General features: G+C 73.4%; 18 protein-coding genes. 7 read left to right on the top strand and 11 right to left on the bottom strand.

Translation table 11 applies throughout. From position 1 onward, the window contains the following. Nucleotides 1-17: 17 nt before the first annotated feature. From SOM11_RS11550 to SOM11_RS11530, 5 genes are read right to left on the bottom strand one after another with little or no spacing between them, the layout of a single operon-like run. On the bottom strand, nucleotides 18-911 hold the full coding sequence (locus SOM11_RS11550; RefSeq protein WP_320478091.1) for an alpha/beta fold hydrolase: 894 nt from the start codon (nucleotides 909-911) through the stop codon (nucleotides 18-20). Then, a complete protein-coding gene (locus SOM11_RS11545) occupies nucleotides 908-2,725 on the bottom strand; it encodes an ABC transporter ATP-binding protein (RefSeq protein ID WP_320478090.1) in 1,818 nt (605 codons plus the stop codon). Before SOM11_RS11545 ends, SOM11_RS11550 begins: the two co-directional genes overlap by 4 nt. Next, entirely contained in the window at nucleotides 2,722-3,678 is a 957-nt protein-coding gene (locus SOM11_RS11540) for an ABC transporter permease (RefSeq protein WP_320478089.1), read from the bottom strand. The genes SOM11_RS11545 and SOM11_RS11540 overlap by 4 nt, the downstream gene beginning before the upstream one ends. Further along, a complete protein-coding gene (locus SOM11_RS11535; RefSeq protein WP_192061607.1) occupies nucleotides 3,675-4,655 on the bottom strand; it encodes an ABC transporter permease in 981 nt (326 codons plus the stop codon). Before SOM11_RS11535 ends, SOM11_RS11540 begins: the two co-directional genes overlap by 4 nt. Beyond that, complete coding sequence (locus SOM11_RS11530; protein WP_320478088.1) at nucleotides 4,652-6,319, bottom strand: ABC transporter substrate-binding protein; 1,668 nt, start codon at nucleotides 6,317-6,319, stop codon at nucleotides 4,652-4,654. Before SOM11_RS11530 ends, SOM11_RS11535 begins: the two co-directional genes overlap by 4 nt. A 440-nt stretch (nucleotides 6,320-6,759) precedes the next feature. Here SOM11_RS11530 and SOM11_RS11525 point away from each other — a divergent pair, with 440 nt between their 5' ends. Then, nucleotides 6,760-8,184 (top strand): globin domain-containing protein, encoded by a 1,425-nt coding sequence (locus SOM11_RS11525; protein ID WP_320478087.1) that lies wholly within the window; start codon nucleotides 6,760-6,762, stop codon nucleotides 8,182-8,184. 100 nt (nucleotides 8,185-8,284) lie between these two features. Here SOM11_RS11525 and SOM11_RS11520 read toward each other — a convergent pair whose 3' ends face one another. From SOM11_RS11520 to SOM11_RS11505, 4 genes are all read right to left on the bottom strand, one after another. Then, on the bottom strand, nucleotides 8,285-9,490 hold the full coding sequence (locus SOM11_RS11520; protein WP_320478086.1) for a LacI family DNA-binding transcriptional regulator: 1,206 nt from the start codon (nucleotides 9,488-9,490) through the stop codon (nucleotides 8,285-8,287). Nucleotides 9,491-9,608: 118 nt separating this feature from the next. Next, nucleotides 9,609-10,367 (bottom strand): transglycosylase family protein, encoded by a 759-nt coding sequence (locus SOM11_RS11515; RefSeq protein WP_320478085.1) that lies wholly within the window; start codon nucleotides 10,365-10,367, stop codon nucleotides 9,609-9,611. Nucleotides 10,368-10,683: 316 nt separating this feature from the next. Then, nucleotides 10,684-12,891 carry an acyltransferase family protein gene (locus SOM11_RS11510; protein WP_320478084.1) on the bottom strand — a complete coding sequence of 736 codons (2,208 nt, stop codon included), beginning with the start codon at nucleotides 12,889-12,891 and terminating at the stop codon, nucleotides 10,684-10,686. Nucleotides 12,892-12,986: 95 nt separating this feature from the next. Next, a complete protein-coding gene (locus tag SOM11_RS11505) occupies nucleotides 12,987-15,599 on the bottom strand; it encodes a S8 family serine peptidase (protein WP_320478083.1) in 2,613 nt (870 codons plus the stop codon). 175 nt (nucleotides 15,600-15,774) lie between these two features. On the opposite strand from SOM11_RS11505, the gene acs reads away from it, so the two are divergent. Then, nucleotides 15,775-17,832: an acetate--CoA ligase gene (gene acs, locus SOM11_RS11500; RefSeq protein WP_320478082.1), complete on the top strand. Its 2,058-nt coding sequence runs from the start codon at nucleotides 15,775-15,777 to the stop codon at nucleotides 17,830-17,832. 166 nt (nucleotides 17,833-17,998) lie between these two features. On the opposite strand, the gene SOM11_RS11495 is transcribed toward acs, so the two are convergent. Together SOM11_RS11495 and SOM11_RS11490 are read right to left on the bottom strand one after the other, a co-directional pair. Continuing rightward, on the bottom strand, nucleotides 17,999-19,282 hold the full coding sequence (locus SOM11_RS11495) for a HAMP domain-containing sensor histidine kinase (protein WP_320478081.1): 1,284 nt from the start codon (nucleotides 19,280-19,282) through the stop codon (nucleotides 17,999-18,001). Continuing rightward, on the bottom strand, nucleotides 19,279-19,932 hold the full coding sequence (locus tag SOM11_RS11490) for a response regulator transcription factor (protein WP_192061616.1): 654 nt from the start codon (nucleotides 19,930-19,932) through the stop codon (nucleotides 19,279-19,281). Before SOM11_RS11490 ends, SOM11_RS11495 begins: the two co-directional genes overlap by 4 nt. A 194-nt stretch (nucleotides 19,933-20,126) precedes the next feature. Here SOM11_RS11490 and SOM11_RS11485 point away from each other — a divergent pair, with 194 nt between their 5' ends. The 5 genes from SOM11_RS11485 to SOM11_RS11465 all read left to right on the top strand — a co-directional run bounded on the left by SOM11_RS11485 (nucleotide 20,127) and on the right by SOM11_RS11465 (nucleotide 24,752). Further along, nucleotides 20,127-20,696, top strand: a complete 570-nt coding sequence (locus SOM11_RS11485; RefSeq protein ID WP_243215974.1) for a hypothetical protein — start codon at nucleotides 20,127-20,129, stop codon at nucleotides 20,694-20,696. Beyond that, nucleotides 20,693-21,793 (top strand): peptidoglycan-binding protein, encoded by a 1,101-nt coding sequence (locus tag SOM11_RS11480; protein WP_320478080.1) that lies wholly within the window; start codon nucleotides 20,693-20,695, stop codon nucleotides 21,791-21,793. The genes SOM11_RS11485 and SOM11_RS11480 overlap by 4 nt, the downstream gene beginning before the upstream one ends. 83 nt (nucleotides 21,794-21,876) lie before the next feature. Beyond that, nucleotides 21,877-22,539, top strand: coding sequence for an ABC transporter ATP-binding protein (locus SOM11_RS11475; protein WP_320478149.1), 663 nt, complete (start codon nucleotides 21,877-21,879; stop codon nucleotides 22,537-22,539). Beyond that, nucleotides 22,536-23,735, top strand: a complete 1,200-nt coding sequence (locus SOM11_RS11470) for an ABC transporter permease (protein WP_320478079.1) — start codon at nucleotides 22,536-22,538, stop codon at nucleotides 23,733-23,735. The genes SOM11_RS11475 and SOM11_RS11470 overlap by 4 nt, the downstream gene beginning before the upstream one ends. Before the next feature lie 219 nt (nucleotides 23,736-23,954). Beyond that, entirely contained in the window at nucleotides 23,955-24,752 is a 798-nt protein-coding gene (locus SOM11_RS11465) for an isocitrate lyase/phosphoenolpyruvate mutase family protein (protein WP_320478078.1), read from the top strand. Nucleotides 24,753-24,825 lie beyond the last annotated feature (73 nt).

Below are 24,825 nucleotides of genomic sequence, written 5' to 3'. Positions count from 1 at the left end.
CGTGGAGGAGGAGCGGGTCAGGAGGCGCGGGTCGGCGCCGGCACGGAGCCCCAGAAGTCGGCGAGCAGCGCCACGGTCGCCTCGGGCTGCTCGATCTGCGGCGAGTGCCATGCGCCGGCGACGATCTCGTAGCGGGCGCCGAGCCGGGAGGCCATGTCGCGTTGCCACGGGATCGGCCACGCGGCGTCCCATTCGCCGTGCGCGACGAGCACGGGCACGCCGGTGGCGGCGAGAGCCTCGGTGGTGTCCTCCGGCAGCTCGAGGATCCGCGCACCGCCGATCAGGCTGTGCGGGCTCGTGCGCCGCATGCGCATCCGCACGAACGCCAGCTCGGGGTCGAGGGCGGCGAGCTCGGCGTCGTCGAGGCCGAGCGTGATCGGGTTCGTCGAGTCGAACAGCGCGGCGCCGCCCTTCTCCGCGACCAGGTGGCGTTCGAGGTATTTGCGATCGGGCCAGCCGTGCGGGCCCGAGCAGAGCATCGTGTACGACGAGAACAGCTCGGGCGCCTGCAGCACGGCCGCGCGGCCGATCACTCCGCCGAGGCTGTGGCCGAGCAGGTGCACGGGGCGACCGTCTGCGAGCAGCGGGGCGATGCGCACGATGTCGCGCGCCTCCTCGTCCAGGGTGTGATCGTCGAGCGAAGGAGGCGCGACCGAGTCGGCCTGACCGCGTCGCGAGACCACGATCACCTCGAACCCGGCGTCGCGCAGCAGCGGCATCGTGACGCGGAAGTCCTCTTTCGAGCCGGTGTACCCGGGGACGACGAGCACGGTGCCGCGGGCCGGGGCCTCGGGCACGACGCGGTAGGCGCTCAGCCGGCCGACGGGCAGGTCGATCGCCACCGTGTCGACGCCCTCGGCGACCGGCAGATCGCCGAACACGGGATGCGGCGCGAAGTCGTGCAGAGTCATCGGAGCTCGCCCCGTGCGAGGGAGCGCCGCGGGTTCGGCACCGCGTCGAGCAGCTTGATCGTGTACGGATCGGTCGGCCGCTGCAGCACCTCGGCCGTGCCGCCCCGTTCGACCACGGCGCCCTGGTTGAGCACCATGATGTCGTCGGTGATCAGCCGCGCGCTGAGCAGGTCGTGGGTGATGTAGAGCAGCGAGACGCCCCACTGCTCGCGGAGGTCCTCGAGCAGGGCGAGCACGCCGGCCCGCAGCGACACGTCGAGCATCGAGACCGGCTCGTCGGCGATGATCACCTGCGGGTCGCTGGCGAGCGCCCGGGCGATGACGACGCGCTGCCGCTGACCGCCCGACAGCTGGTGCGGCAGCTTCGCGGCGAACTGCTCGACCGGGGTCAGACCGACCGTCTCGAGCAGTTCGAGCACCCGGCGCCGCGCCTCCTGACCGGTGAGGCCCGTGAAGTTCACGACCGGGCGGGTGAGCGTGTACTCGACCGTGTGCAGCGGGTTCAGCGCCGCGTACGGGTCCTGGAAGACCATCTGCACGTCGCTGCGGAAGCTCCGCAGCGCACGGCCTCGCAGCTTCGTCACGTCGGTGTCGCCGAACGTGACGCTGCCGCTGGTCGGGCGCTCGACGCCCGTCACGAGCTTCGCGATCGTGCTCTTGCCCGAACCGCTCTGACCGACGAGGGCCAGCGATCGACCCGGCTCGAGACTGAACGAGACGTCGCGCACCGCGCGCACGGGCTCGTCGCCCCGCCGAGGAGGCGCGTAGGTCTTCGACACCCCGCTCACCACGATGGGCTGCTGCGCGATCCGCTGCCCGCGGGTCGACACGGTCGGCACCGAGGTGGTCGTGTCGACGCGGCGCTCGCCCCTCGCGTGGCGGACCGAGCGGTCTTCGAAGCCCGGCAGCGAGACGACCTCGGCGCGCGGGTCGGCGTAGTGCGAGAGCAGCATGCGGGTGTAGTCGTCCTGCGGGTCCTCGAGCACGTCGAGGCTCGCGCCGTCTTCGACGATGCGGCCCTCGTGCATCACGAGCACCCGCTGCGCCGACTCGAGCACGATGCCGAGATCGTGGCTGATCAGCACGGCCGTGAAGCCCTCGCTGCGCTGCAACGCGATGATCGTGTCCATCACGGCGTGCTGCACGAGAACGTCGAGGGCCGTGGTCGGCTCGTCGAACACCATCAGCTGCGGCTCGAGCGAGAGCGCCAGGGCGATCGACACGCGCTGCCGCATGCCGCCCGACAGCTCGCCGGGGAATCTCGCGAGCACACCCGGGTCGAGCTCGACCTTCGAGACGAGCTCGACGGCGCGGCTGTGCCACTGGTCGCGCGGCACGTGGCCGTGGGCCTTGAAGACGTCGACGAAGTGGTTGCGGATGGTGCGCACCGGGTTCAGCGCGTTCATGCCCGACTGCAGCACCATCGCGAAGCCGCCCTGCCGCTGCTGACGGAGGGCCTCGGTGCCGAGCGACTGCACGTCGGCGCCGTCGAACAGGATGCTGCCGCCGTTCGTGCGGGCCGGCGGCTTCTGCAGCCGGGTGAGCGCGTAGCCGAGCGTCGACTTGCCCGACCCCGACTCGCCCACCAGCCCGACGAACTCGCCGCGCTTCAGCTGGAACGACACGTGGTCGACGGCCTGGACCGGCTCGGCCCCGGCGCTCTCGTACACGACGCTCAGATCGCGGACGTCGAGGAGGACGTCCGCTGAGACCCCGGGAACTCGCTCGGACCCCTGTGCGCGCGAGGGGGTCTGAGCGGTTTCCTGGGGTGCGGTGGAGGCGGTGCGCTGGTTGGTGGGGTTCGCGGCGGTCATGCGCGCGCCTCCTTGGCCTTCTTGGCTCCGCCTTCGCGGAGGCGGGGGTTGCCGACGGCGTCGACGCCGAAGTTGATGAGGGTGAGGCTCATCGCGAGCAGGGCGATGCAGAGACCCGGTGCGAACAGCAGGATCCACTGACCGGTGAGCAGGGCGTTCGAGTTCTGCGCCCAGTAGAGGATCGTGCCCCAGCTGACGATCGACGAGTCGCCGAGCCCGAGGAACTCGAGGCCCGCCTCGGCGAGGATCGCGCTGGTCGCCGCGCCGAAGAACGAGCCCGTGATCAGCGACGTCATGTTCGGCAGGATCTCGCGGAACACGATGCGCCCCGAGCTCTCGCCCGAGAAGCGGGCCGCCGTGACGAAGTCCCGCGAGCGCAGCGACTGCGTCTGGCTGCGGAGCACCCGCGCGCCCCACGCCCAGCCGGTCACGACGATGACCGCCATGATGACCAGGATGCCGCCGTTCTGCAGGTAGGCCGCGATGACGATCATCAGCGGCAGACCCGGGATCACCAGGAACAGGTTGACGATGAAGCCGACGACGTCGCCGCCGAAGCCCTTCATGTAGCCCCAGCTGAGACCGATCGCGACGGCGATGACGGTCGACAGCACGCCGGCGACGACACCGACGAGCACGCTGATGCGGGCGCCGTAGATCAGCTGGCTCAAGACGTCCTCACCGGCGGCGGTGGTGCCCATCCAGTGGGCCCAGCTCGCGTCGGCGCTGCGCTCGAAGCCGTTCTCGCTGCCGCCGTAGGGGGCGATCAGCGGGGCGAAGATCGCCGTCAGCACGAAGACGCCGAGGATGATCACGCCGATCTTCGCCTTGGGGTTCGACCAGATGGTCGCGGCCATGCGGCCGATGGTGAGCCAGCGACTGGGCGCCTTCTGCTCGGCGGGGCCGCTCGGCGGCGCGCCCTCGGGCAGGTGGACGGACACGGTGGAGGTCATCGGCGGGTCCTTGGGTCGAGCACGCCGTACAAGATGTCGACGAGGAAGTTGGCGACGAGCACGCTGACCGTGATCATCAGGAAGAGGGCCTGCATCAGCGGGTAGTCCTGGCCGATGACGGCGTTGAAGAGCAGGTAGCCGATGCCGGGGTAGCCGAACACCTGCTCGACCAGGATCGAGCCGCCGACCACGCCGCCGAGCGCGAGACCGAAGCCGGTGAGGTTCGGCAGGATCGCGTTGCGGGCGGCGTAGCGCACGGCGACCGTGCGGCCCTTGAGGCCGTTCGCCTCGGCGAAGGTGACGTAGTCGTCGCCGAGCGTCGAGATCATCGCGTTCCGCATGCCGAGGATCCAGCCGCCGAGACTGGTCAGGAGGATCGTGATGGCGGGCAGGACGGCGTGCAGCAGGGCGTCGCCGACGAACGCGGGGGTGAACCCGGGCGTCGTCGTGGCCCCGTAGGCGCCGGTGGTCGGGAACCAGTGCAGCACGTAGCCCAGGAAGAACAGCAGCAGGAGCGCCGTCCAGAAGTACGGGAACGTACTCATGAAGCTGCCCGACAGGGTCGGCAGCGAGTCGAGCCAGGTGCCGCGCTTCCACGCGGCGGCCACGCCGATCAGGGTGCCGAGCACGAAGGCGATGATCGTGCAGACCCCGACGAGGATCAGCGTGTACGGCAGCGCCTGGCCGACCAGGTGGCCGACCGTCTCGGGGAAGAACGTGTAGCTCGTGCCGAAGTCGAGACGCACGACCTGGCCGAGGTAGCTGACGTACTGCTCGAGCACGTTGCCGCTCGGCACGCCGAGCTGGGCCTCGATCGCGGCCCGGGTCGCGTCGGTGACGGGCCCGTTCTGCGACAGCTTCGCGATGGCGGCGTCGGTCGGGCTGCCCGGCATCAGCCTCGGCAGGATGAAGTTCAGGGTGACCGCGGCCCACAGGGTGAGGACGAAGAGACCGAGTTTCTGGGCGGCGTACTTCACTGGTCTCCCCCGTCGTTCTGCACGCGCTTCAGCTTCGTGAAGATCAGCAGCGGTGCCTGGTCGTAGTTCTGCGGGGCCATGTACGGGTCCTCCGCGGTGGGCCAGCCGGTGAACTTGGCGTCGTTGAACAGACCCCAGAGCCCGCCGTAGTAGAGACCGATCACGGGCAGCTGGTCGTAGACCACGTTCTGCAGCTGGTACGAGAGCCGCTGCTGGTCGGCGGGGTCGGTCGAGGCCTTCCACTCGTCGAGCAGCTCGTCGACCGCGGGGTCGCTGAAGCGCTCGTAGTTGGCGGCCGTGGTCTCGCCGATCGGTGTCGCGAATTCGCTGTTCAGCAGGTTGTTGAAGGCCTGGTACACGTTGCCGTTGCCCATGCCGCCCATCGCCATGTCGAACTCGCCGTTCGCGATGGCCGACTGGTAGCCGGCCGGCTGGGGAGCCTGGATCTGCACGTCGATGCCGATCGCGCCCAACTGGCTCCGCACCTCCTGGACTGCCCGGAGCCAGTCGGTGTAGCCGTTGGCCGTGAGGATCGTGATCTTCAGCTGCTGACCGTCGGGGCCGACGAGCCGATCGCCCTGCTGCGTGTAGCCCGACTCGGCGAAGGCCGCGAGGGCGCCGTCGACGTCCTGCTCGATGATGCCGTCGTTCGGGATCGAGGGGTCGAGGTCGTCCTCCTGGTTGGGCAGGATGAGCCCGGTCTGCCCGGCCGGCTCGAGGTAGCCCTCGGTGGCCGACTCGGCGATCGGACCGCGGTCGAGCGCCAGCGCGATGCCGCGACGCACGTTCACGTCGTCGAAAGGCGCCTTGGTGAGGTTCGGCACGAGGCCGATCACACCACCCGGCGGGAACCAGAAGTGGTTGTCGGGACTGGCCGCACCCCAGGTGCCCTCGACGTCGCTGATGAACGAGTACGACCAGTCGTAACCGCGCGTGACGGTGTCGAGCTGGTTGTTCGTCGCCGGCAGGATGAGGTGGCCGATCTCGATCTTCTCCGCCTGCCAGTACGACTCGTTCTTGTCCATCGAGTACTGCTGCGGCGAGTAGTTGCCGAGCGTGAACGGGCCGGTGCCGACGGGGTCGGGGTTGCGGAACGTGGTCGGGTCGTCGACGTCCTTCCACAGGTGCTCGGGCACGATCGTCGTCTGGCCGATGATCTCCATCGCCGGCACGTCGTCGGTCTGCAGGTGGAAGACCACGTGGTCGCCCCGGGTCTCGATGGTCTCGATGTGCTGCCAGGCGCCCTTGAGGTCGAGCGACGGATTCTCCTTGATGAGGTCGAACGTGTACACCACGTCGGCCGGGGTCATCTCGGTGCCGTCGGACCACTCGACGCCGCTGCGGATCGTCATGTCGACGGTGCGCGCGTCGGGCAGCGTCGTCTCGCTCGCGAGCCACGGCGTGATCTCGTTGTCGAGCGGGTTGATCTCGAGCAGGGGCTCGTAGATCCACGTGGAGGCGGTGCGCTTGTTCGTGAGGAACGGGTTGAAGTTCCGCTCGAACTGCGGGTTGCCCTTGTCGGCGTTGATCAGCATCGTGTCGTCGCCGATCGTCGGATCGGGTTGGCTGCGGATCTGGATGCTGCAACCGGCCAGCAGGAGCGCGGCCGCCGTGGCGGCCGCCGCTGCTCGCACCAGCGCGCGGGGTCTTGACGTGTGCTTCATCGCCACGGTTCTCTCATTCGTCGTCGAGGTGAGTCTGATGAGTGTAAGCGCATACATGGCGCAACGGCAAGCGGGTTCGCGGGGTGCGCGCGGGTTCGCGCCGTGTGTGCCGGGCGTGCGCGGGGTGCGGCGGGTTCGTGGCGTGTGTGCGCGGGGTGCGGCGGGTTCGTGCCGCGCGTGCGCGGGGTGCGGCGGGTTCGTGTCATCGGCGGCGGGTCAGCGCTGGCCCCCCGCCGCTGACGGGGACCCCCCGAACCCCGTGGGGGCGCGCGGCGGAGCACGGCGGACGCGAACCCGGTGTGGACGCGCGGCGGAGCACGGCGGACGCGGGCATGGCACGGTCATTCGAGATCGAGAGAGTGCGCAGCCGGCCCTCACCTCGACACGCCATCATCGAGAGCAGGCCGGGAACCCGATCCCGCCGCCGAGGGAGGATGCCCATGGTCACCGCATCGCAGCTCGCCGCCCTCGCCCGCACCCTGCCCTCGGTCGAAGCCTCCGCCGACATGATCGCGGCCGACTTCTACGATCGGCTGTTCGCGGCCCGACCCGATCTGCTGCGCGACCGCTTCAACCGCGGCGAGCACGCCCAGGGCCGCCAGGCCCGCGAGCTCGCCCGCACGATCGTGGCCCTCGCCGAGGCGACCATCGACGCCGCTCCGGGCAGCGGGACGAGCAGCAGCGCCCGCGCCGCCGCGACCCTGCACCCGACGGCACGTCAGGCCGGCGCCCCCACGTTGGCCGGGTCGACGGCGGCGGAGATCACCTCGCGACTCGCTCAGCGCCATGCCGCGCTCGGCATCCGCCCGGGCGACTACGCCGTGTTCGAGACGTCTCTGCGGGAGGCGATGCGCACCTCCCTGGCTTCGGACTACGACGCCGACGCCGACGAGGCGTGGACGGCGCTCTACCGCCAGGTCACCGACGAGGTCGCGGCGGCCGTGACCGATCTCTACGCCAAGGCCGACCTCGAACCCGACGAGGAGTGGCGCGAGGCCCTCGTCACCGAGCACCGCATCGAGGCGGAGGACGTCGTGGCGCTGACCCTGGTCTCGGCGGACAGCGAGGCGCTGCCGCGGTACCGCGCGGGCCAGTTCGCGTCGGTCCAGGTCGAGCTGCCCGACGGCGCCCACCAGATCAGGCAGTACAGCCTGCGCGGCGGACACGACGAGCAGTGGCGGATCAGCGCGCGCGTCATCGACGGCGGCGGATTCGTGCCCGACGGCGAGGTGTCGCAGCATCTGCGCGACGCGATCGCGGTGGGCAGCATCGTGCGCGTGTCGCCGCCGATCGGCTCGCTCACCATCGACGAGCTGGACGACGCGCCCCTGCTCTTCGTCTCGGCCGGCATCGGGTGCACGCCCGTGCTCGGCATGCTCGACCACCTCTCGCGCACCGAGCCGGCGCGCCGCGTCACGGTGCTGCACTTCGAGCGGACGCCCGAACGGCACGCCCACCGCGCCGAGCTCGAGGCGCTCGTGGCCGGCATGCCGAACGCGTCGCTGCGCGTCAGCTACACGCAGGGGAGCCTGAGTGCGCTGGGGGCCGGGGCTGCGGGTGGCGGGGCCGGGTCGGCTGACGGCGGGGGCGGCGGGGGTGCTGCCGGGTCGTCCGGCGGCGGGCCGGTCGCGTTCACCGGCGAGTCGATCGACGGCCCGGGCTCCTACCTCGACCCCATCGACCTCGGCACGGTCGCCCTCACGCCGCAGCACCGGGTGTTCCTCTGCGGTCCCGTGCCCTTCATGGCGATCGCCCGCGCCGCCCTGATCGAGCACGGCGTCGAGGCGGATCGGGTGCACTACTTCGTCTTCGGCCCCGACGACGGCAGCGTGACGGGCATCGACACCGGGCAGCGCAGGCGGTAGCCGAGCCGAGGAGGCGCGGGCCGGGTCGAAGAGGCGCGGCCGGACTCAGGAGGCGAGGGCCGGGCCGAGGAGCCGCGAGCCGAGGAGGCGCGGGCCGGCCTCAGGAGGTGCGAGCCGGCCCCAGGAGGGGCGGGCAGCTCTCGCGGAGCAGGACCTCCACGGGCAGGGTGACGCGCTGCGGCGGCATCCCGGGGTCGGTCAGGCGCCGGACGATCGAGCGGACGGCGACACGCCCCAGCTCGCCCATCGGCTGCCGGACCGTCGTGAGACGCGGAGTCGAGAAGCGACCGGCCTCGATGCCGTCGAATCCCGTCACCCGCACCCGCCCGGGCACATCGACACCGGCCCGATCGAAGACGTCGAGCACCCCGAGCGCCGTCTGGTCGTTGGCGCACACGACGGCGTCGGGCAGCGCGCGCCCGCCGACCGCGGGCCCGGCACCGGCACCGGCACCGGCAGAGCCCGACCCGGGGGCGAGCAGCGCCTCCGCGACCCGGCGTCCGCCGTCGCGGCTGAAGTCGCCGCGCTCGACGCGCACCCGGAGATCGGCCCCGCCGGCGGCCCGGCGCCCGGCGACGGCCTCGTCGAACCCGCGATGCCGGTCGGCCTCGTCGGGCGAGTCGGAGGGGCCGGTCACGTAGACGACGTCGGCGACCCCGCGCCCGTCGAGCACGAACGAGGTGAGGGCGCGCATGCCCGCGACGTTGTCGACGCTGACGTGGTCGAGCTCGTCGCCCGGCCGCGAGTCGGCGAGGACGACCACGGGGATCCGCCGCGACACGTGCGCGAGCAGATCGGCCGGCACGGTCTGCGCCAGTACGGCGAGCCCGTCGACCCGCCCGGCGATGTCGTTGACGATCACCTCGCGACTCGACCCGCGACCGGCCGCGACCATCAGGGCGAACCCGCGCCGCCACGACTCGACCTCGGCACCGCGCAGCACCTCGTCGAAGTAGAGGTTGGCCGGGTTCGACCAGTGACAGCCGGTCGCCACCGGCCCGGCGACCCGCGCCTCCCTGTCGTCCAGGAGGGGGATGCGACTCGAGTCGGTCAGCACCGCCCAGTCGGGTTCGGGCTCGTCGATGGCGTCGTGCCCGGGGAGGAACAGCCCGAGCACGCCGTGCCGCCGCCCCGCCAGCCCGCGGGCCGCGCCGCTCGGCACGTACCCGAGCGCGCGCACGGAGTCGAGCACCCGGGTGCGGGTCTCGGGGCGGACGTCGTCGGGTCGGCGGAGCACCCGCGACACCGTCGCGATCGAGACGGCGGCGTGCGCGGCCACGTCGTAGACGGTGGGGGCCTTCGTCACGGAGTCCTTCTTCAGCTGGCGGTCCGCACCATCCTAGGCATGCGACGAGGAGGCGCGGGTCGCCCCGTGCCTCCTCGTCACGCCCTCGAGGGCGTCGGTCGCCTGCTCGGCGCGGCGCCTACTTCTCGGCGGGCAGCTGCAGCACCTGACCGACCGTGATGACGTTCGGGTCGGTGACGGTGTCGAGGTTCGCACCGGCCAGGGTGATCCAGCCGCCCTCGATGTCGAGGTCGGTGGCGATGAGGTCGAGGCTGTCGCCGGCCTCGACCGTGTAGGTCTCGCCGCTGGTCGGGACGGCGGCGATCTCGGGCACGACCGGCGCGGCGGGTGCCGCGGGCGCTGCCGCCTCGGCCGGGGCGGTCGTGGTCGACCCGGTGCTCGGCGCAGCGGCCTGAGGCGCCGGCGCGGCGGCGGGCGCGGGTGCCGGTGCCGGTGCCGGTGCCGGTGCTGCGGCGGGTGCGGGAGCCGCACCGCTGGTGCCGCTCAGTCCGAGCTGCGCCGAGCACGAGGGCCAGGCGCCCCAACCCTGCGACGCGAGGACGCGCTCGGCGACGGCGATCTGCTCGCTCTTGCTGGCGTTCGCGGCCGACCCGGTGCCGCCGTTGGCGGCCCAGGTGCTGGGGCTGAACTGGAGCCCGCCCGAGTAGCCGTTGCCGGTGTCGATCGCCCAGTTGCCGCCGCTCTCGCACTGCGCGAGGGCGTCCCAGGTGGCGACGTCGGCCGCGCTCGCAGGTGCTGCGGCGAGCCCGATGCCGGCGCCGGCGAGGGCGACGACCGCGGCCGTGCCGAGCAGACCGCGGGTCTTGCCGCGGCCGGTCTTGGTACGGGCGGACCCGGCGTCGTGGGCGGAGGTGGTGGCGCGTGTGATTCGTGACATGTGTACGTGTGCTCCGTCGAGGTCACCCCGGCACGGCGCTGACGCGCTCGAACCGCTGCCCGCCTCTCACCAGATAGGTCGGATGGCGGCGACCGCAGCCCGGGCAGCGGGGTGACGTGCGGTGCCGTCGTGACGCCCGCACGACGGCGGGATGTCTCGAGCCCCTGAGCGGGACAGCGGCCCACCGTAGTCACGAGGCCCGGGCGGGCCAAGCCCGACCGAGCGGTCCACCGGAGGCGCGGGTCGGGTTCTCCACAGGCCGATCGCGATGGCCATCGGCGACGACCCCCGAACGTCCGTGTTCGCTGGGAATCGGTCACGGCCCCTCGCCGAAGCCGGTCACCCCGGCGGCCGCGAGACTCTCGCCGAGCGCCGGAGCCATGTCGACGGCGAACGGGCCGGAGTAGTGCACGTAGTCGATCTTGACGACGGAGTCGCCCACGAAGGCCGGGCAGACGTTCTCGAGGCAGGTGAAGTCGCGGGCGTCGATCCACGGCTGTTCGCGGGCTGCGACGACCTCGCCGATCGCGACGGCCCGCTCGAGCCAGGGCCCGCCGACCCGGGTGATGCAGTCGACGGGCGACCCGCCGGGCCGGTAGCACTCGCGGACGCTCGCACCGGGCGGCGGGGGCGACAGGTGCACCACCTGTCCGACGTGCGGCTCGATCCGGTCGAGGTACCGGGCCAGCCCGTCGGCGAGCTCGGCCACCGTGGCGTCACGCCCCGCGTCGGCCAGGGGCATGGGCTCGTAGGTGTTCTGCACCACGACCACGTCGGGCTTCGTCGCCTCGACGGCCTCGAGCGTCGCGGCCCGGTAGTCGGCGCAGTCCGCGGTGTCGTCGGTGTCCCACGCGAGGTCGACGAACGAGCAGGCGAACCCGACCCGCCCGACGACCCGCAGGTCGCTGTCGGGCGCCTCGGCGAGCGCGACGAACGAGTCGAGCTGGTGCGCCGCCGTCGAGTCGCCGACCAGCATCACCGTCGTGCTCGCGTCGGCGGGCCCGAACGTGCAGCGCTCGACGGGGGCGAGTCTCGTGATGTCGCCGCAGGGCAGATTCGCACCCCCGGGCACGACCCCGTCGACGGGCGGGTCGAGCTCTGGCCAGGTGGTCGTGGCGAGGGCCGCGGCCACCTGCTCGCGGAGGGCCGTGCCGGCCGGGCCCACGGCCGGGGTGCCGCCGGCCTCGTCGACGCCACCCGCGCCTCCTGCAGGTCCGTCGCCCTCCCCCGCGCCGCCCGCGGCACCCGTGCCCGAGGAGCCCGGCGCCCCCGAGGCGCCGGTCGCACCCGCCGCGATCACCGGCGGCGCGGGCAGCGGGCGGACGTTGTCGGCCGCGAGGGCCACGACCGCGGCGGCGACGACGGCGAGCGCCCCGACCGCGGCCACTCGCTGCTCGCGGCCCCGACCGGGCGTGCGGGGGCGGTCGCTCCGACGCGGCCGGTCGCGGAGGCTCCACGACGCGGTCATGGCCGGCTTCTCGACGAGGTGGTGGCAGACGACGGCGAGCGAGGACGCCGCGATGTACACGGCCGCCGTCGACTCGGGCGCGATCGACCGGATGACGACGAGTGCCGGGAAGTGCCAGAGGTAGAGCGAGTAGCTGATGTCGCCGATGTAGCCGGCGACCCGGTTCGTCAGCACGACCGGCGATCGCGCGCCCGGCACCGAACCGCCGGCGAGGACGGCCAGGGTCGCCGCCACGGGCACGACGGCCCACGGGCCGGGGAACCCCCAGGCCTCGTCGATCATCGCCATCGAGGCGACGATGACCAGCAGCCCCAGCCACGACAGGAGGGTGCCCACCGCAGGAGGCGCGGCTCGCCAGACCCCGATCGTCACGGCCAGCAGCGCCCCCGCGCCCAGCTCCCATGCGCGGGTGAGCGTCGAGTAGTACGCGAGCACCGGGGCGTCCGCCGTCTGGACGACCGCCCAGACGAAGGAGGCGGCGCACACCACCACGAGGACGGCCGCGAGCACCCCGCGCAGTCGCCGGGCCGAGACCGCGGCGACGAGCAGCACGACGAGGGGCCAGACGAGGTAGAACTGCTCTTCGACCGACAGCGACCAGAAGTGCCGGAAGGGCGAGATCGGCCCGTCGGCGGCGAAGTAGTCGGTGCCCTGCGCCGCCTCGTGCCAGTTGGCCAGGAAGACCGCCGACCAGCCGGCGTCGACGGCCGACGAGATCAGACGGTTCGTCGACAGCAGACCCGCCACCGCCGCGAGGGTGACGACGAGCACGGCGAGCGCCGACGGCATCAGCCGCTTGACCCGGCGGAGGTAGAAGCCGCGCATCGAGATGCGCCCCGTGCGGCTGTGCTCTCGGACCAGCAGACCGGTGATGAGGAACCCGGACAGCACGAAGAAGACGTCGACCCCGACGAAGCCGCCCCGGGGCCAGCCCGACACGTGCTCGACGACGACGGCCAGCACGGCCACCGCCCGGAGGCCCTGGATGTCGAGACGTCTGCCGCGGGGTTCTCGGCGGACGGCGCGACCCGCGGGCGCGCTGCCTTCTTGCGACATGGATCCTCCCGGGGTCGTCGACTCCCGGGAATGCTACATGCTTTTATGCCTCATGCCTGTGTGATCCATGATCAGGCCGCTGTTGTCCACAGGCCCTAGGCGCGGCCGCCCCTGGGGAGGGGAGATCGACCTCTGTCATCCACAGGCGAGGACGAGGACGAGCCCGAGCGGCGGCGGCGGACGCCCCCGCCCACGACGAGCACGAGACCGGCGATCACGAGAGCGGCTGCGGTCCAGAGACCCTGCGCAGGCTCCGACCCCGTGTAGGCGAGCTGCGCGGACCCGCCCGCCGCGACCGCTACGGGCACCGTGCCCGCCGGGTCGGCCGCGTCGGCCGCGTCGGCCGTGCCCGCCGGGTCGGCCGGGTCGGCCGGCGACACGGGCACCGGCGAGTCGGGCGCACCCGGCCCACCAGGCACGGCGGGCGCACCCGGCACCTCGGCCGCAGCCGCCCTCACGCTGAAGGCCACGGGCTCGCCCTGCCCGGAGACGCTCCCGCTGAGGAGCACCTGCACCAGCCCCAGCGCGACGTGGTCGCCCTCGGGGACGCCGGTGAACTCGACGCGCCAGGCTCCCGTGGAGTCGGCGGTGACGGCCGTGGCGGTCACCGCGGAACCGGTGTCGAACGGCTCGGGAGGCGCGGGGTCGCCGCCGGCCTCGGCACGATCGGCCGCGGCGGCCAGGGCCGCGGCCGCAGCGGCGGACGCCTCCGCCCCCGCGACGCCGCCGGGCGGGACCAGGGCGACGGCGACGGCGGCACCCGGTGCCGCGAGACCCGTCACCACGACGCGGGAGCCGACGACGACCTGGCCCGCGGAGGGCGAGTCGATGCGCGGACCGGCCAGAGGGGCGCCGATCTCGACGTCCACCCGGTCGCTGCTGCCCGAGCTCCCGGTCAGCACGATCGTGCCCGGCCCCACCGGGGTGCCCGGGTCGAGTCGGCCGATCGATCCGAGGCGGCCGTCGGCGTCGGCGTCGAAGGCGGTGAGGTCCGCGGCCGGGCTATCGACCCCGCCGACCTCGAGCGTCGGCGTCACCGTCTCGCCGGGCGCGAACCCGGCCCCGAGCAGCCGGAACGGCACACCGGCCTGCACCCGGCCGTCCGCGACGGCAGCGGTCGGGCCGAGGTCGAGGTCGTCGGTCACCGCCGCGAAGGCGTCGACCAGGCCGGCGCCGTAGAGCGCGGTGTCGCCGAGGTCGGTCGCCTGCGAGATCAGCAGCGCCCGCAGTTCTGCGGGCCCCGCGTCGGGGTGGACCGATGCCAGCAGCGCGGCCACGCCGGCCACGTGCGGCGACGCCATCGACGTGCCGCTGTACACGTCGAAGCCGCCCCCGAAGACCGTGCTGACGATGCCCGAACCCGGGGCGGCGATGTCGATCTCGCCCTCGCCGTAGTTCGAGAACGACGACTTCGCGACGCTGCCGTCGGGCTGCTGCGCGACCGAGGCCACGGTGACGACGCCGTCGACGCCGGCGGGCAGGTCGACGCAGCCCTGCGAGACGTCGCGGTCCTCGATGATCCGCGGCCCGGACACGTAGGCGCCCGCGGTGTCGTAGACGCCGTCGTCGGGGCTCGTCGACTCGGTGGTCTTGTTCGCGAGGTCGTAGTCCTCGTTGCCGGCGGCGGCGATGTTCAGCACGCCCTGCTGCTGCGACCAGGCGACGGCCTTCTCGACGGCGTCGAGCGCCGGCTGCTGCTCGGGCTGCCCCTCGCACCAGAACGCCCAGGGGTCGACGTAGTAGCTGCTGTTCGTGACGTCCATACCCTCGGCGGCGGCCCACATGAAGCCGCAGAGCGCGTACTCGGGGTAGATGAAGCCGTCGTGGTTCACCACCTTGACGCTCGCCAGCGTGACGCCCGGCGCGACGCCGGTGATGCCGTCGCCGTCGGCGTCCGCGCCGATCGTGCCGGCGACGTGCGTGCCGTGCGATTCGCTGTCGTCGACGGGCACCCAGGCCGCCTGGTCGCCGTCGGGGATGCCATTGACCGAGCAGCCGACCGATGCCGCGGGGTCGACCTGCGACGCGAGGTCGGGGTGGTCGACGGCGATGCCGCTGTCGAGCACGCCGACCAGCACGTCGGCGTCGCCGGGTTCGATCGAGCGGGCCTCGGGGGCTCCGATCGCGTCCATGTCCCACTGCTGCGAGTCGAGCGGCGCCGCGGTGACGGCGGCCTCGGCGCGGGGCCGGTCGATGGACAGCGTGCCACCCTCCCAGTCGGCCGCGACGGCGCCCTCGGTGACGGCCGCCTGACGCGTGGGCCCGGCCGACCGCACCACCGAGGAGGCGCGGATCGCGTCGAGGAACCCGGTGGCGGTCGACTGCGCGGTCACCACCCCGATCTCGGGGTAGCTCATCAGCACGATTCCGCCGGCTGCCACGACGGCCGCCCGAGCCCCGGTCGTCGCGGCCTCGGTGGGGGCGACGTTGACGACGTAGTTCATGAGCTCGCCGGGGGCGAGCGCCTCCGGGGCGAGCGCCTCCGCAGCAGGCGCCTCCGCAGCAGCCTCCGCAGCAGGCGCCTCAGCGGCAGGCGCCGATGCGTCCGCGGCGGGGGCCGTGTCGACGGCGGGGCCCGGCTCGACGACCGGAGAAGGCGCCGGTGCCGGCTCCGCGGCGGACGCCGCCACCGGGGCGAGCACGAGCGCGCCGGCGAGCGCGAGGGCGGTGCCGAGGCGAACGCGCCCACGACCGGTCGGGTTGGTCACGTCTGCTCCTGTCGTCGCGCCAGGAGTCGTCGCGATCCGGCGCGGGCGCCGACCGACGTCCGGAACGGAGTCCTGCTCAGAGTAAGGCGCGACGCGCGATTCCGCACGACCCGCCGTGTTACGCCGGGTTGCCCGCCGCCCGATGCCGCGCCGGGGCGACTCGTAGCATCGACGGATGGCGACGACCGACACCATCTCGAATCTGCTCGACGAGCGACGGACGTTCCCCGCGCCTCCTGGGCTCGCCGCGACCGCGAACGTCACGGCCGCCGAGCACGCCCGCGCGGCAGCGGACCCGGTCGCCTTCTGGGAGGAGCAGGCGCACCGCCTCGACTGGGAGACCCCGTGGCGCACGGCGCACACCTGGTCGCCGGTCGCCGAGGGCCCCGACGGCGAGCTGACCGTGCCCGAGGCCACCTGGTTCGCGGGCGGCCGTCTGAACGTCGCGGTCAACTGCGTCGACCGGCACGTCGCCGCCGGTCGGGGCGACAAGGTCGCGCTGCACGTCGAGGGCGAGCCGGGCGACCGCCGCGACATCACCTACGCGCAGCTGCAGCGCGAGGTCGTCAAGGCGGCCAACGGACTGCGATCGCTCGGTGTGACGAAGGGCGACCGCGTGGTCGTCTACCTGCCGGTGATCGCCGAGACGATCGTCGTCACCCTCGCCATCGCGCGGATCGGCGCGATCCACTCGCTCGTCTTCGGCGGGTTCTCGGGCGAGGCCCTGAAGTTCCGGGTCGAAGACACCGGCGCGAAGCTGCTCGTCACCACCGACGGCCAGTTCCGCCGAGGAGGCGCGGTGCCGGTCAAGGCGAACGCCGACCACGCGGTCAGCGGCGACAACGGGATCGAGCACGTGCTCGTCGTCCGCCGCACGGGCGATCGGACCCCCGACCTGCCCTGGACGGACGGACGCGACCTCTGGTGGCACGACGTCGTCGACCCTCAGCCCGACACCGACTCCCCCGAGCACTTCGACGCCGAGACGCCGCTGTTCATCATGTACACCAGCGGCACGACGGGTCGGCCGAAAGGGCTCGTGCACACGAGCGGCGGCTACCTCACGGCCGCGAGCTACACGCACTGGGCGGTCTTCGACGCGAAGCCCGACGACGTCCACTGGTGCACGGCCGACCTCGCGTGGGTCACGGCGCACACCTACGAGATCTACGGGCCGCTCTCGAACGGCCTCACGCAGGTGATCTACGAGGGCACTCCCGACACCCCGCACCCCGCCCGGCATCTCGAGATCATCGAGCGGTACGGCGTCACGACCTACTACACGGCGCCGACCCTCGTGCGGACGCTGTCGTCGTGGTTCCCCGACGGACTCCCCGACACGTACGACATCTCGTCGCTGCGCCTCCTCGGCACGGTCGGCGAGGCCATCAACCCCGAGGCGTGGGTGTGGTTCCACGAGCAGTTCGGGCGCGGAGAGTGCCCCATCGTCGACACCTGGTGGCAGTCCGAGACGGGTGCGAGCGTCATGGCGCCTCTGCCCGGGGTCGACACGCTCAAGCCCGGCTCGTCGCTGCGGGCGCTGCCGGGCGTCTCGACGGCGGTCGTCGACGAGGCCGGAGCGCGCGTGCCGAACGGCGCCGGCGGCTACCTCGTCGTGCAGCGGACGCCGCCGTCGCTGGCCCGCACCGTCTGGGGCGACCCCGAGCGGTACCGCGACTCGTACTGGGCGAAGTACTGGCGGCAGGGCTGGTTCTTCTCGGGCGACGGCGCGAAGTACGACGCCGACGGCGACATCTGGGTGCTGGGCCGCGTCGACGACGTGATCAACGTGTCGGGACACCGGCTGTCGACGATCGAGATCGAGTCGTCGCTGGTGGCGCACCCGCTGGTGGCCGAGGCCGCGGTCGTCGGGGTCGCCGACGAGCGCACCGGGCAGGCGATCGCCGCGTTCGTGGTGCCGGCGGCGAGGCCCGCAGGAGGCGCGGTGCCCGACGCCGGGTCCGCTTCCGAACCGCAGGTCTGGGCTCCGCTCGCGGGGTCGCTGTCGAGCGTGCTGCGAGCGCACGTGGCCGACCAGATCGGCCCCATCGCCAAGCCCGCCACCGTGCTCGTCGTGCCCGACCTGCCGAAGACCCGCTCGGGCAAGATCATGCGCCGGCTGCTCGGCGACATCGTCGACGGCCGCCCGCTCGGGGACACGACGAGCCTGCAGGACGACACGGTGCCCGGTCGGGTGGCGGCGATCCTCGCCGAGGCGACCCGCGCCTCCTGACGCCCGCCCGCACCCCAGGAACTCGCTCACACCCCAGCAACTCGCTCACACCCCAGCTCGCGCACGGGGGTCTGAGCGGTTTCCTGGGGTCTCGTCGATCGAGGTGACTCGAATCGGGCCCGGCGGGCATGCTGAGGCACCGTTCGGGTCGCCTCGATGGGGTCCGTCAGCCGACCGCGACCCGCAGGCCACCGCCCTCGCGCGGCGCGACCTCGACCGTCCACCCGTGGGCGCGGGCGATCGAGGCGACGATCGCGAGACCGAGGCCGCTGTGCCGGGCGGGCACCGCGCCTCCGGAGCCTGCAGGCCCCGCGGTAGCCGCGCCTCCTGAGGCCGCAGCCACCGGTGCCGCCGTCGGAGCGACGCGCGTGAACGGCCGCGTCAGCGTGGCGGCGACCTCCGGGTCGACGACCGGCCCCGAGTTCTCGACGACGACGACCGCGTCGACCGCGTCGTCCGAGCCGCTCACGCGCACCCACCCGCCGGGCTCGTTGTACTCGACGGCGTTGGCCACGAGGTTGCGGACCAGCTGCCCCACGAGCACCGCATCGCCCTCGACGGCGCGGAACGAGCCGCGGTCGACGACCACGTGCACCGAGGAGGCGCGGGCCGCGTCGGCGACGCCCGTCACCACCTCGTCGACGACGTCCCCGACGGCGACCGGCTCGAGAGCCCCGGCGGCCAGCCCGCGGTCGGCCGTCGCGAGGGCGAGCAGACTCTCGACGAGGTGCTCGCTGCGGCGGTTGACCTCGAGCAGCTGATCGCGGATCGCGGCGACCTCGTCGGGCGTGGGGTCGTCGAGGCCGATCTGCAGCGCGGCGCGCTGCACGGCCAACGGTGTCCGCAGCTCGTGCGACGCGTAGGCGACGAAGCGGCGCTGGGCCTCGAACGAGGCCTCGAGCCGGTCGAGCAGCCCGTCGATGGTCGACGCGACCCGCGAGAGCTCGTCGCTCGGGCCGGTCAGACCGATGCGCTCGTGCAGGGTGCTCGCGGTGATGCGCTGGGTCGCGGCGACGATGTCGTCGATCGGGCGGAGCAGGCGGCGGCTCACGAACCACCCGGCCCCGGCCGCGATCACGGACGCCGCCGCGACGCCGACGGTCGACCAGATCAGCTGTTGCCGCGCCACGATCGTCCCGACGACGCGAGCCGCGGTCAGGGTGTCGTCGCCCGGCTCCGCGCTGCCGACGGGACGCTCGACGGCGATCGGCGAGCCCGGCGACGACGGCGACCCCGGTGACGACGGGACGCCCTCGAGGCTGAGGGCGACGCCCTGCGACGTCGCGACGCCGACGCCGAGCAGCACGAGCGCGGCGAGGACGGCGAAGACGACCCCGAACGTGGTCGCCGTGCGGAGGCCGATGCTCCGCCGCCTCCGGTTCAACGACCCGAGACCGTCGGCCGCCGGAGTCGTCGGGGCCGCCGGGGGCGCCGGGGGTGCCGGTCTCACAGCCGGTAGCCGCGACCGGGGACGGTGCGGATCGGATCGGGCTCGCCGAGCTTGCGGCGCAGCTTGCTGACGGTGACGCGCACGGCGTTCGTGAAGGGGTCGATGTTGGCGTCCCAGACCTTCTCGAGCAGCTCCTCCGCGCTGACGATGCGCCCGTCGGCCTGCAGCAGGACCTCGAGCACCATGAGCTCCTTCGTGGACAACCCCAGGTCGAGCCCCCTGCGGGTCGCGAGGTGGCGGTTGGTGTCGAGCTCGAGGTCGCCCGATCGGAGCACCGGCGGCGTCGCCGCCCCCGACCGGCGTCCGAGCGCTCGCACCCGCGCCACGAGCTCGGGGTACTCGAACGGCTTCGCCAGGTAGTCGTCCGCTCCGAGCTCGAGCCCGCCGACGCGATCGTGCAGGTCGCCGGCCGCCGTGAGCATGAGGATGCGCGTCGCGTCGCCCCGCTCGGCGACCTGTCGTGCCACCACGTCGCCGTGGAGGCCCGGCAGGTCGCGGTCGAGCACGACCACGTCGTAGTCGTTGACCGCGAGCATCTCGTCGGCCTCGTCTCCGCGGTAGGACACGTCGACGGCCATCGCCTGCCGCGACAGCCCCGCGGCGACCAGGTCGGCCAGCGCCACCTCGTCGTCCACCACCAGGACTCGCATCGATCCCCTCCCGTCGTCCTCCGCCGCCGTCCAGGCGACGAGAATTATTCACATCATATTACGGACATCGCGTTTCGCCGACGTAACCGTCGAGGCCACGGCCCCGAGACACCCCCCTCGGTGAGATGGTCACCGATCTCCGCACGACGACCCGGTACGGAGCCGCCCATCATCACGCCAGAGAAAGGCACCCCATGACCTCCACCTCCCCCGCATCCGCGCCGTTCCGTGACCGCCGGTCCGCGCGTCGACGCACATCCGCCCTCGGCACGCTCTCGGTCTGCGCCGTGCTGCTGCCGGCCCTGCTGGCCGGGTGCAGCACGGACGACGACGCCACCTCCGCCGCCACGTCGGCGGGCGGCGGCACGAGCGCGTCGGCCCAGCTCGGACAGTGCCTCCGCGACGCCGGGTACGACGTCGACGATCCCGACCTCGACGAGGGCATGGTCGTGGCCGTCCCGAACGGGGCGGACGCCGACGAGTACGCGGCCGCGTTCGCCGAGTGCCGTGAGGGCCTGCCCGAGTCCGCGGGCGGCGGGGAGGCCGCCGAGGAGCCCTCCGCGGCCGAACTGGCCGAGTGGCAGGAGTCCCAGCTGAAGGTCGCCGAGTGCGTCCGCCAGGAGGGCTTCGAGGACTTCCCCGACCCGGTCGACGGCGCGTTCCCGCAGACGAGCTGGAGCACCACCAGCAGCACCCCCGAGCAGGACGCCTTCTTCGCCTGCAGCGAGCGGTTCGGCCCCTCCGCCGAGGGGTCGGGCGAATGAGCCCCGCCCGCCAGCCCGACCGCCCCCCTGGCCACCGCCCGGCGCACCGCCGGGCCCTCGTCGGCGTCGTCGCGGGTGCGCTCTGCGTCGCGGCTCTGACGGGCTGCTCGCTCATCGAGGGCGGGGCCGGCGGCAGCGCTCCGTCGGCCTCGGCCGGCGGCGTCCAGCGCCCCACCGCCCCCGTCGTGCTCGGCGACCTCGTCGACGGCAAGCGCGTCCCCGCGACCCTCGGCTACGGCACCCCGGTGCCGCTGACGTCCGCCGGGACGGGCGTCGTCACCGGGCTCCCGGCCTTCGGCGAGGAGATCGGCCGCGACGGCGTCCTCTACTCGGTGGACGAGAGCCCGGTGCGGGCGATGCACGGTGCCGTGCCGCTCTGGCGCCCCCTCGTGCAGGGTCTGCGCGGGGCCGACGTCACCCAGCTGAAAGAGAACCTGCGCGCACTCGGCTACGAGGTCTCGGACGGCGAGTGGTTCGACTCCTCGACGCGCGACGCCGTCACGCGCTGGCAGACGGACCGGGGGCGGACGCGCACCGGCGGCCTCGATGCGTCCGACATCGCCTTCGTCCCCGGCGACATCCGGGTCGCCGACCCGATCGGGCGGGTCGGCGACGAGGCGGGCTCGGCCGTCTACGGCTACACCCCGACCGCACTCGTGGTGACGGCCTCCGTCTCGCCTCCCGATCTCGCCCGGTTCCCCGGCGGCGGGCCCGTGGAGGTCCGCCTGCCCGACGGCACCACGGTGCCCGGCTCGGTCCAGGCCGTGGGCGAACCCTCCGGAGGCGCGGGTGACGACCCGGCGCCGGGTGGCGACGACGAGGTGGTCGTCACCGTCGGGCTCGACGGCGATCCGCCCGAGGGGACGTCGACGTCGACCGCGGTCGACCTGGTGGTGGACGGCGAGCGCCGCGAGGGCGTGCTGAGCGTCCCCGTGACGGCCCTCCTCGCCGGAGACGACGGTTACGTCGTCGAGGTCGTGCGGTCGGGCGGCGAGACCGAGCGCGTCCCCGTGACGACCGGTCTCTTCGCCCAGGGGCGCGCCGAGGTCTCGGGCGACGGGCTCGCCGAGGGCGACGAGGTCGTGGTGCCGTCGTGAGCGGGGTCGAGACCGTGGGCGGTCTCGTCGGGACGACCCGCGCCTCCTCGGAGGCGACGACGACCCCGACGGCCGCCGAGGCCGTGCTCGAGCTGCGCGGCGTGACGAAGGTCTACGGCGGGCTGGCCGCCCTCGGGGGCGTCGACCTGAGTGTGACCCGGGGCGAGTTCCTGGCGGTCGTCGGGCCGAGCGGCTCGGGCAAGTCGACCATGCTGAACGTCATGGGCACGCTCGACCGCCCTACGACCGGATCGGTCCGGGTGGCCGGTCACGAGGTCGGAGGGCTCGGAGACGACGCCCTGTCGAGACTCCGCGCCGAGCACATCGGCTTCGTCTTCCAGCACTTCCACCTCGCCTCGGGTGCGACGGCCACCGAGAACGTGGCCGACGGGCTGCTCTACGCCGGCGTCCCCCGCCGCGAGCGCATCGACCGGGCCCGCGGCGCCCTCGGCCGCGTCGGCCTGGGTCACCGCGTCGATCACCGCCCGCATCAGCTCTCCGGCGGCGAGAAGCAGCGCGTGGCGATCGCCCGGGCCATCGTCGGCGAACCCGCGCTGCTGCTCGCCGACGAACCCACGGGCGCCCTCGACTCGGTGTCGGGCGCAGCCGTCCTGCGTCTGCTCGACGACCTGAACGCCGGCGGGACGACCGTGGTGGTCATCACGCACGACCTGTCGCTGGCGGCCACCCTGCCCCGCCGGGTTCGCATGCGCGACGGTCTGATCGAGGGCGAGGTGCTCCGGTGAGCAGGCGTCGACCCGGTCGGCTCTCGGCGCGCGACCTGGTCGGACTCGGCGTCTTCGGGCTGCGGACCCGACCCGCGCGCGTCGTGCTGTCGGCGCTCGGCATCGCGATCGGCATCGCGGCGATGATCGCCGTCGTCGGGATCTCCTCGTCGAGCCAGGCGGCTCTCGCCCGGGTGCTCGACGGCCTCGGCACGAACCTGCTGCAGGTCACCCCCGGTCGGGACGCCCTCGGCACGGACGTCCCTCTGCCCGAGGCCTCGCGGGACATGCTCGACCGCCGCCCGGACGTCGAGCAGGCGGCCGGTGTCGGCCGGGTGCCCGGTCAGCGGGTCTACCGCAGCGATCGGATCCCCGCGGCGGCCTCGGGCGGCATAACCCTCGACGTGGCCCTCGGCGACCTCGAGGAGGTGCTGCGCAGCGAGATGTCGTCGGGCACCTGGTTCGGCGACGCGTCCGACGATCTGCCCCAGGTCGTGCTGGGGTCGACGGCCGCCGCCACGCTCGGTCTCGACCGGGTGCATCCGGGCAGCCGCGTCTGGATCGACGGCCGCTGGGTGGCGGTGGTCGGCGTGCTCGCGCCGCTGCCCCTCGCCCCCGACCTCGACAGCTCCGCCCTCGTGCCCGAGTCGACGGCCGCCGACGAGTTCGGCTGGGACGGCCGCCCCACCCGGCTGTTCGCCCGCGCCGACCCCGAGCGGGTCGCGGCCGTACGGGACGTCCTCGCCCGGACGGTCAACCCCGCCGAGCCGACGGCGGTCACCGTGAGCCGGCCGTCCGAGGCGCTCGCCGCCCAGCAGGCGTCCGAGGCGTCGTTCACCGGGCTGCTGCTCGGCATCGGCGGGGTGGCGCTGCTCGTCGGCGGCATCGGAGTGGCCAACACCATGGTCATCACGGTGCTCGAGCGCCGGGCGGAGGTCGGGGTGCGGCGAGCGCTCGGCGCACGCCGTCGGCACATCCGCGATCAGTTCCTGGTCGAGTCGCTGCTGCTCTCGCTGCTCGGCGGCGCCGTGGGCGTCGCGCTCGGGGCCGCGGTGACGGCCGTGTTCGCGCTCAGCCAGGGCTGGCCCGTCGTGGTGCCGGCGTGGGCGGCGGTCGGCGGGCTGGTCGCGACGGTCGTGATCGGCGGCGTCAGCGGGCTCTACCCCGCGTCGCGGGCGGCGCGCATCCCGCCCACGTCGGCGCTCGCGGCGGCCTGACCCGCGCTCGCGGCCTCATCGATGTGACCCGGATCGCGCCCCGCAGGCGTGACAGGGCCCCGTTCGCGTCACCTCGATGGCCGTGGGTCGCCGAGACCCCAGGAAACCGCTCCGACCCCAGCGCGCGCACGGGGGCCTGAGCGGACTCCTGGGGTCGGGGCGAGGGCGGCAGCGCGCGCGGGGCTGGTGCCGCACAGCGCGGGCTGGTTGGCTGGGGGCATGTCCATCTCCTCCACGGCCGAGAAGGCCGAACTGCTCCGCTCGCTGCACGTCCCCGGCGATCCGCTGATCGTGACGAACGTGTGGGACAGCATCACGGCCCGCATCGTCGCCGGCGCACCGGGCGTGCGCGCCCTGGCCACCGCCTCCCACTCCATCAGCGAGGCGCACGGCGTCGAGGACGGCGAGGGCCTCGACGTCGACGAGATGCTGGCCGCGGCACGCATCATCATCCGGTCCGTCGACCTGCCCGTGTCCGTCGACTTCGAGAAGGCCTACGCCTCGGACGCCGCCGGCACGCTCGACAACGTCTTCCGCCTCATCGAGGAGGGCGCCGCCGGCCTCAACATCGAAGACAGCATCGGCCAGGCCAAGGCCCCGCTCTACGACATCGACACGCAGGTCTCGAAGGTCGCCGCCGCCCGCCAGGCCGGCGACCGCGCCGGGGTGCCCATCGTCATCAACGCCCGGGTCGACGCCCTGGCCGGCGACCCCGACAGCTTCGACGACGCCGTCACGCGCGCCAACGCGTACCTCGCCGCCGGCGCCGACTGCGCCTTCGTGCTCGGCCTCGGCACCGAAGACCTCGTCAAGGCCGCCCTCGACCGCATCGACGGCAAGATCAGCGTCATCTCGAACCCGTCGGCCGTGCCCCTGGCCCGTCTCGCCGAGCTCGGGGTCTCGCGCGTCAGCTTCGGCCCCACCACCATGGGTCTGACGCTGTCGCACCTGCGCGACGCCGCCGCCACGCTCACCGCCCGCGGCGAGTACCCGGCCGAGCTCGGCTTCTCGTTCTGAGCCGAGCCCCACGCGACACCCCGAAACCCGCGCCGCACCCCGAAGAATCGGGGTGTAGCGCGGGTTTCGGGGT

This window comes from Frigoribacterium sp. CFBP9029, assembly GCF_034045305.1.
Lineage (GTDB): Bacteria > Actinomycetota > Actinomycetes > Actinomycetales > Microbacteriaceae > Frigoribacterium.
This window is presented reverse-complemented; position numbering and strand designations above follow the sequence as displayed.

Excerpts from the sequence above, each read along its gene's own strand:
- SOM11_RS11550 (WP_320478091.1), bottom strand. The coding sequence starts at position 911 with ATGACTCTGCACGACTTCGCGCCGCATCCCGTGTTCGGCGATCTGCCG.
- SOM11_RS11545 (WP_320478090.1), bottom strand. The coding sequence starts at position 2,725 with ATGACCGCCGCGAACCCCACCAACCAGCGCACCGCCTCCACCGCACCC.
- SOM11_RS11540 (WP_320478089.1), bottom strand. The coding sequence starts at position 3,678 with ATGACCTCCACCGTGTCCGTCCACCTGCCCGAGGGCGCGCCGCCGAGC.
- SOM11_RS11530 (WP_320478088.1), bottom strand. The coding sequence starts at position 6,319 with ATGAAGCACACGTCAAGACCCCGCGCGCTGGTGCGAGCAGCGGCGGCC.
- SOM11_RS11525 (WP_320478087.1), top strand. The coding sequence starts at position 6,760 with ATGGTCACCGCATCGCAGCTCGCCGCCCTCGCCCGCACCCTGCCCTCG.
- SOM11_RS11515 (WP_320478085.1), bottom strand. The coding sequence starts at position 10,367 with ATGTCACGAATCACACGCGCCACCACCTCCGCCCACGACGCCGGGTCC.
- SOM11_RS11510 (WP_320478084.1), bottom strand. The coding sequence starts at position 12,891 with ATGTCGCAAGAAGGCAGCGCGCCCGCGGGTCGCGCCGTCCGCCGAGAA.
- acs (WP_320478082.1), top strand. The coding sequence starts at position 15,775 with ATGGCGACGACCGACACCATCTCGAATCTGCTCGACGAGCGACGGACG.
- SOM11_RS11490 (WP_192061616.1), bottom strand. The coding sequence starts at position 19,932 with ATGCGAGTCCTGGTGGTGGACGACGAGGTGGCGCTGGCCGACCTGGTC.
- SOM11_RS11485 (WP_243215974.1), top strand. The coding sequence starts at position 20,127 with ATGACCTCCACCTCCCCCGCATCCGCGCCGTTCCGTGACCGCCGGTCC.
- SOM11_RS11480 (WP_320478080.1), top strand. The coding sequence starts at position 20,693 with ATGAGCCCCGCCCGCCAGCCCGACCGCCCCCCTGGCCACCGCCCGGCG.
- SOM11_RS11465 (WP_320478078.1), top strand. The coding sequence starts at position 23,955 with ATGTCCATCTCCTCCACGGCCGAGAAGGCCGAACTGCTCCGCTCGCTG.